6 protein-coding genes and 1 pseudogene are annotated in these 6,621 nt (G+C 52.0%); all 7 read right to left on the bottom strand.

Annotated elements, in window-relative coordinates; genetic code table 11:
• Window positions 1-511: 511 nt before the first annotated feature.
• Window positions 512-1,264 (bottom strand): 2,3-diphosphoglycerate-dependent phosphoglycerate mutase, encoded by a 753-nt coding sequence (gene gpmA, locus ACTBDZ_RS13570; RefSeq protein ID WP_438815713.1) that lies wholly within the window; start codon window positions 1,262-1,264, stop codon window positions 512-514.
• Window positions 1,265-1,473: 209 nt separating this feature from the next.
• Window positions 1,474-2,408, bottom strand: a pseudogene (locus tag ACTBDZ_RS13575) (efflux RND transporter permease subunit); the annotation flags it as partial.
• A complete protein-coding gene (locus tag ACTBDZ_RS13580; protein ID WP_438815714.1) occupies window positions 2,326-2,976 on the bottom strand; it encodes a TolC family protein in 651 nt (216 codons plus the stop codon). The gene ACTBDZ_RS13580 and the pseudogene ACTBDZ_RS13575, both read right to left, overlap by 83 nt.
• A gap of 12 nt (window positions 2,977-2,988) precedes the next feature.
• Window positions 2,989-3,408, bottom strand: a complete 420-nt coding sequence (locus ACTBDZ_RS13585) for a copper-binding protein (RefSeq protein WP_438815715.1) — start codon at window positions 3,406-3,408, stop codon at window positions 2,989-2,991.
• Between the two features lie 251 nt (window positions 3,409-3,659).
• Window positions 3,660-3,884 carry a hypothetical protein gene (locus tag ACTBDZ_RS13590; protein WP_438815716.1) on the bottom strand — a complete coding sequence of 75 codons (225 nt, stop codon included), beginning with the start codon at window positions 3,882-3,884 and terminating at the stop codon, window positions 3,660-3,662.
• A 140-nt stretch (window positions 3,885-4,024) separates the two neighbouring features.
• Entirely contained in the window at window positions 4,025-5,068 is a 1,044-nt protein-coding gene (galM, locus tag ACTBDZ_RS13595) for a galactose-1-epimerase (RefSeq protein ID WP_438815717.1), read from the bottom strand.
• Between the two features lie 19 nt (window positions 5,069-5,087).
• Window positions 5,088-6,104 carry a UDP-glucose 4-epimerase GalE gene (gene galE / locus ACTBDZ_RS13600; protein WP_438815718.1) on the bottom strand — a complete coding sequence of 339 codons (1,017 nt, stop codon included), beginning with the start codon at window positions 6,102-6,104 and terminating at the stop codon, window positions 5,088-5,090.
• Between the last annotated feature and the right edge of the window lie 517 nt (window positions 6,105-6,621).

A 6,621-nucleotide genomic window follows, 5' to 3' on the forward strand; every position in this document is an offset into this window, starting at 1 on the left:
GTTACGGATGGTAACGTGGGGAGTACTCATGCTGATTGGTCTGCAAAAAGCAGTAATAAATTCAGAACTTCAGAATACCGTCAAGTCCCGAAAAAAGAAAAATCAGGTGCGGAATGACGGTTCTATAGGTTCCGGTTAGGCCATTACACCATTCATCAAGAAGAGACGGTTTTGTACTGCATTAGTGAGGCATGATTCAAAACAGCCGAGAATCGTTAGGTTTTCTACAAATCTCTGCGGTTTATCTGGCTATGCCCGCGCGCCTAAAAGTAATAACGCCAATTTCAACCTGGAATTTACCGGGCTGAAATTGGCTGGGCGGCACAATTTGTTTGGCTTTTCCCTGGCTGGTAGCCATTGTTCAAAATGTACGAGTGGCCAGCCAATATCACTGGATTGAGAATGTCATGGGTATGGGGAAGGTTAAATAAAAAGAGGTTGAATGCAATGCATTACAACCCCTTTTATCTGTCTGATTCACCCTACTTTGGCTATTTCAGTAGAGATGAAATTACTTGGCTTTGCCTTGGTTAGCAACAGCAGCGGCTTTCGCTGCGATTTCGTCAGCGTCACCCAGATAGTAGTGTTTGATCGGCTTGAAGTTTTCATCGAACTCATACACCAACGGCACACCCGTCGGGATATTCAGTTCAAGGATTTCGTCTTCGCCCATGTTGTCCAGGTATTTCACCAGCGCACGCAGGGAGTTACCGTGTGCAGCGATGATAACGCGCTCACCGCTCTTGATGCGTGGCAGGATAGTTTCGTTCCAGAACGGCACAACGCGTTCGATGGTCAGCGCCAGGCTTTCAGTCTGCGGCAGCTCATCGTCAGTCAGAGATGCGTAACGCGGATCGTGGCCGGGGAAACGCTCATCTTCACGGGTCAGCGCAGGCGGAGTGATAGCAAAACCACGACGCCATTGTTTAACCTGGTCATCACCGTATTTTTCAGCGGTTTCCGCTTTGTTCAGACCCTGCAACGCGCCGTAGTGGCGTTCGTTCAGTTTCCAGCTCTTTTCCACCGGCAGCCAAGCCTGATCCAGCTCGTCCAGGATGTTCCACAGCGTGTGAATGGCGCGTTTCAGCACAGAGGTATAAGCGAAATCGAAGGAGAAACCTTCATTTTTCAGCAATGTACCAGCGGCTTTGGCTTCTGAGCGGCCCTTTTCGGACAGGTCAACATCGTACCAGCCTGTGAAGCGGTTTTCATTGTTCCACTGGCTTTCACCGTGTCTCACCAGTACCAGCTTAGTTACAGCCATAGCTAAACTCCTTCATTCCTAAGATTTCAGTGATAACTGGTCTCATTATATTGCTGCGCTGCAATTAACGGTAATCAATAGTCACCGATAAACCTGATTTATCTGCATTAACTTTGCTCATTATCACGTTATCGCTTGCTCGTTTCAGCTCACAGCAATGGTCTGTCGGCCCAATATGAGTATGGGCCGACATTACACGGGATAGCCACTCAGGCGCTATCGCCTCGCTTACGGTGTGTCAGCAGGTAGAACGCTGGGATCACCAGCATCGAGAGCAGGGGGCAGTTACCATACCGCCCACCATCGGTGCGGCAATGCGTTGCATCACCTCCGCACCCGTACCGCCGCCCCACATGATGGGCAATAGCCCGGCCATGATGGTGGCGACCGTCATCACTTTGGGGCGCACACGCAACACGGCACCTTCATGGATGGCCTCACGCAGCAAGGGTAACGCCAGTGTCTCATCGGATTGTTGACGTTTTTCAATAGCGTGATTGAGGTATAACACCATGATAACGCCGAACTAGGCCGCCACCCCGGCAAGTGCGATAAAGCCCACCGCCGCCGCAACCGATAAGTTATAGCCCAGCAGATAAAGCAACCATACGCCACCAATCAGCGAGAAGGGGAGGGTGCCCATGATTAACAACGCATCTTTCACCTTGCTGAACGTCACGTAGAGCAGGATAAAGATAATCAGCAGTGTGAACGGCAATACCACTTTGAGTTTGGCCGTCGCGCGCTCCAGATACTCAAATTGCCCAGACCAGCTTAGCGACACGCCTTCCGGTAATTTCACCTGTTGTTCAACCGCCCGCTGCATATCCTGCACCGCAGATTTCAAATCGCGGCCGCGAATATCGACGTAGATCTAATCCGAAAGGCGCTCGTTTTCGCTTTTCAGCATGGGTGGCCCATCGCTGATACGAATATCGGCCAGCTCCGAGAGCGAAATTTGCCCACCGCTTGCGGTAATCACTGGCAAATTCTTGAGTTTTTGCAGCGAATCGCGGATCTCGCGTGGGTAGCGCAGGTTGATGGGATAACGTTCGCGCCCCTCAATGGTTTCGCCAATATTTTCCCCACCGACCACCACAGACACGATGGATTGCAGCTCTTTGACCGACACGCCATAACGCGCCATTGACAGTGAGTTGCAGCGCCAGAACGCTGCTCGCGCTGTTGCTGCCACTCGCGACTCCGGCTTTTTGCATGCCAAGCTGCCGTTGCGTGTCGCTCAGCAGGCGTTCAATAGCTTCCTGTGCATGTTGCCCCAGCGCCAGTTCGAACCAGGCCAGCGAGGCTTCTCGTTGCAACCCGGCGCGAATCACGTCCTGATTAGCCTCCGCTTTACGCGCTTGCGCGCGAATGGCATCTGATTTGCGTTCGCGTTTAGTGCTGCTGACATAATCCTGCATGATGCCGACACGTTGCATGGTCATGTCAGAACGGGTGAAGCGATGCGCATTGGCCCCACTGACCGGAAAGTTCTCAATCCCAACTTTCAGTTTGGGATCGGGTAGCTGCATGGCGGAATCTGCCATGTTATTCAAGGCGTTCACCTGGTGATGATTGGCAGAAATTTCTGCCGAATACTGTTCCGCGGCCGCCAGGGTTTGATCGAGCATTGTGGCCTGAGCCGTAAATATCGCGCAGCCAAAAAGCCATGGCAGGGCATAACCCGCCTGCTGTAGACGAAGCGTCAACATATCGACCTCGAATCAGTTAGCGGATGCTGAAATCAGATCGTAGCCGGAGGCGCTTTGGATAAAGGTGAAGTTCACCGTTTGTCCGACGCTTAGCGGGCTGCCCTTGTAGGCACTGAGGCCAAAACGCATGGTCATGGCGGGCCAGTTAAGTGCGGGAATCGGTTGGTGGGCGAAGGTGACGCTGGTGTCCGGCCAGGCTTTTACCACTCCTGTGCCTTGATACACCGTCGCGGTGCTGGCAGGTTGAGTGCCATGGTTCATGTTGCTGTGATCCATGGACATCATGGCACCTTGATTCATCGTGCTATGATCCATCGATCCATGATTCATGGCATTGTGATCGTGCGCGGCGACAGGCGATGTTTCGGCAAAAGCAGGGGCGATAGTAGCAACGGAAGCAAACAGGGCAATGGCGGTCAGTAACGTACGCATAATAAATATCTCCAGAATAAAACATAACAGATGATAGAAAATCAATGTGTTGTTTTATCTGGATTTATTCTCTGAAACGGCAGTATACGATCTCAGCCGGCGGCCCGGTTCGCGGTGGGGTTAACCACGTGTGTTGGTCAGGGATGTTGGTATCATTCGCCAACACGAGCAGCGTGCTCGTATCATGCACCATCGCATCCAGGTGCAGCGGCGAGGCGGTCTTTTGCGCAGTATCCGGCGTGCAGTGTTTATCACACAGCGGCGGCTTTCACCATGACTGAGGCGTGGTGAGAGGCCTGCGTCATGTTCATGCCGTGGTGACTGACCACCTGAGTGGTCTGGACCACCGGTTGGACATCGCACAGATGAGCTGCCAACGCCAGTTGGGTATTAAGCATCAGCCAACAGACAACCACGCCAAACGCCAATAGACGGCGTTTGCGTTGCGGTAATTGTCTGAAAGGCAACCCAAACATGCGGAGTTTCCTACGGAGTAGTCGAATAGCCATACATAATAACAATAAATTTTGCGTAAGCGAAAGCGTGAATTGTTCGCTGCGCACGCTCTTGATATAAATTTACCGTGCAAAAGCGTGCCCAGTCTGTCTTGGTGGTGTTATGTAAAGAATTGATAACTTGTCAGCGAGCAGTACTGCTTACCGGGTTTCAGCCAACAGTCTGGCTGTGGCCAGTCCGGATGATTTGGGCTGTCTGGCAAAAATTCACTTTCCAGCGCCACCCCGGCGAAGTTGTCATACAGAGTGCCTTCTCGGGCGGGGGTTCCTGCGAGAAAGTTCCCACTGTAAAGCTGCAAGGCTGGAGCGCTGGTGAATACGCTCATCATCACCTTCTCATCCGCAGACCACAGGTTTGCCGCCGGGCATTCGCTGGAGCCGCAGGTCCGATGCAGCAGATAAGAGTGGTCGTAGCCGCTGACCGCTTTCTGATCGGCGTCGTGCAAAAAATCCTGCAATAGCGTTTTGGGCTGGCGGAAATCCAGGCCCGTGTGGTTTACCAGAGTAAGGCCGTCAACGGGGATCCCCTCACTGTTCACGGGCAAATAATGATCGGCGAACAGTTGTAAACGGTGGTGACGCACATCGCTGGTATGTCCATCCAGATTGAAATAGGCGTGGTTAGTCAGGCATACCGGACAGGTTTTTTCTGTCAGTGCGGAATACTCAATTTCCAGCGCGTTGTGCTCGGTTAACCGATAGCGTGCCTGTGCGGTCAATTGCCCCGGGTAGCCCTGATCGCCATCGGGCGAGACCAGCAGATACGTTACTTGCGTAGCATCCTGCTGCACAATGCGCCAGCGACGCGCGTGAAACCCATCGGGTCCACCGTGCAACTGGTGTTGGCCCTGATTGGGTGTCAGTTTGTAGGTTGCGCCGTTACGTTGTAAACGGGCGTGGTCGATGCGGTTGGCATAGCGCCCGATAGACGCGCCAAGATAGGCCTGTTGGCGTGGATAATCCGCAGGTGTCGTGCATCCGAGCAGTACTTCACGCACTTCTCCCTCCGGCAGAGGGACCTGACAAGAGAGCCAGGTTGCGCCCCAATCCATCAACATAACGCGCATTCCTGCACGGTTTTGTAGCGTAGTCAGGGTAAAAGGCTGGCCATCGGGGGCAAATTCAGCACTTTTTTCGTTCAGCATACACCTGCTCCTCAGGGTATCAGTCGGGATAGCCATTGGGATGTTTGGATTGCCAGCGCCAGGTATCCTCCGCCATTTGCGCTAACGTCCGGGTAACGCGCCAGTGGAGTTCATTGGCCGCTTTTTCCGGATCGGCCCAATAGGCGGGAAGATCGCCCTCGCGGCGCGGGGCGAAGTGATAGGGCAGCGGTTTACCGCATGCCTGACTAAATGCTTGCACGACGTTCAATACACTGTAGCCGACACCAGCACCCAGATTGTAAATATGTACTCCTGGGCGTTGATGCAGTGCTTTCATTGCTGCCACGTGACCATCGGCCAGATCGACCACATGGATGTAATCTCTGACGCAGGTGCCATCTTCCGTTGGGTAGTCATTACCGAAGACAGAGAGCGATTCTCGGCGACCAACGGCGACTTGCGCGATAAAGGGCATCAAATTGTTAGGGATGCCCTGCGGATCTTCGCCCATCTCTCCTGAAGGATGTGCCCCAACCGGATTGAAATAGCGTAATAAGGCAATGCTCCACTCCGGATGCGCTTTCTGTAAGTCTGTCAGGATCTGTTCCACGATCAACTTGCTGCGCCCGTAAGGGCTGGCGGGCATACCGGTGGGAAAGCTTTCCTGATAAGGGATACGTGGCTGATCGCCATAGACCGTTGCAGAGGAACTGAAAATCAGGTTTTTAACGCCCGCTTTTTCCATTGCTTTAACCAGCGTCAGGGTGCCATAGATGTTATTGTCATAGTATTCAACAGGGTTGCTGACGGATTCTGCGACCGCTTTTAGCGCAGCAAAATGGATCACGGCATCGATATTTTCAGTGGCGAAAATACGGTCTAATAAAACGCTATCGCGAATATCACCTTGATAAAACTGCACTGCCTTGCCAGTCAGACGGGTAAGGATTTCCACCACGCTGGCTTTACTGTTGCACAGGTTGTCCAGAATAATCGGTTGATGCCCGGCTTCTAAAAGCTGAACACAGGTATGGCTGCCGATGTAACCGCTACCACCTGTCACTAAAACATTCATTAAGAACCTCGATGACCAATATTGAATAAAACTAGCATAGCCTGTGGGGGGAAAGGTGATCTGCAACGAAGATATTCGCTGAAATTATGAGGTTTTTCATCAATCTTGCCGAGAAGAATAATCCGTTTCACACATGAAAAATCCATCAAATATTGGCGTCATAATAGCGTGGTATCGCTATCACTTTGATCCATCAATAAGAAACCTTACCTCCTGCGCCGTGCAGGCAGGGGAAAAATACCATATCTGCTGGGGAAGGGGTACTCGATGATGAGCGGCAAAGCGTGATGAAAAATGAAGCAGCGCGCCGAAGCGCGCGTGAAAATGCAAAAGGGTCCCTAGTGTAAGAGTGTGAAATCATTTTTTTAAAATTACAAGGACGAACCTGTAAAGCCGTCATTCCGCACCTACTTTAAGAATAAATTCGACGGTATCGCTCGCCGAGAACATCAACGATGGTCTTGTGAACAGAATTGAGGTTGGATACTTGTGGTGGTCTGTCACCAATACTGAACTC

Source organism: Symbiopectobacterium sp. (assembly GCF_051710365.1).
In the GTDB taxonomy this organism is placed as follows: domain Bacteria; phylum Pseudomonadota; class Gammaproteobacteria; order Enterobacterales; family Enterobacteriaceae; genus Symbiopectobacterium.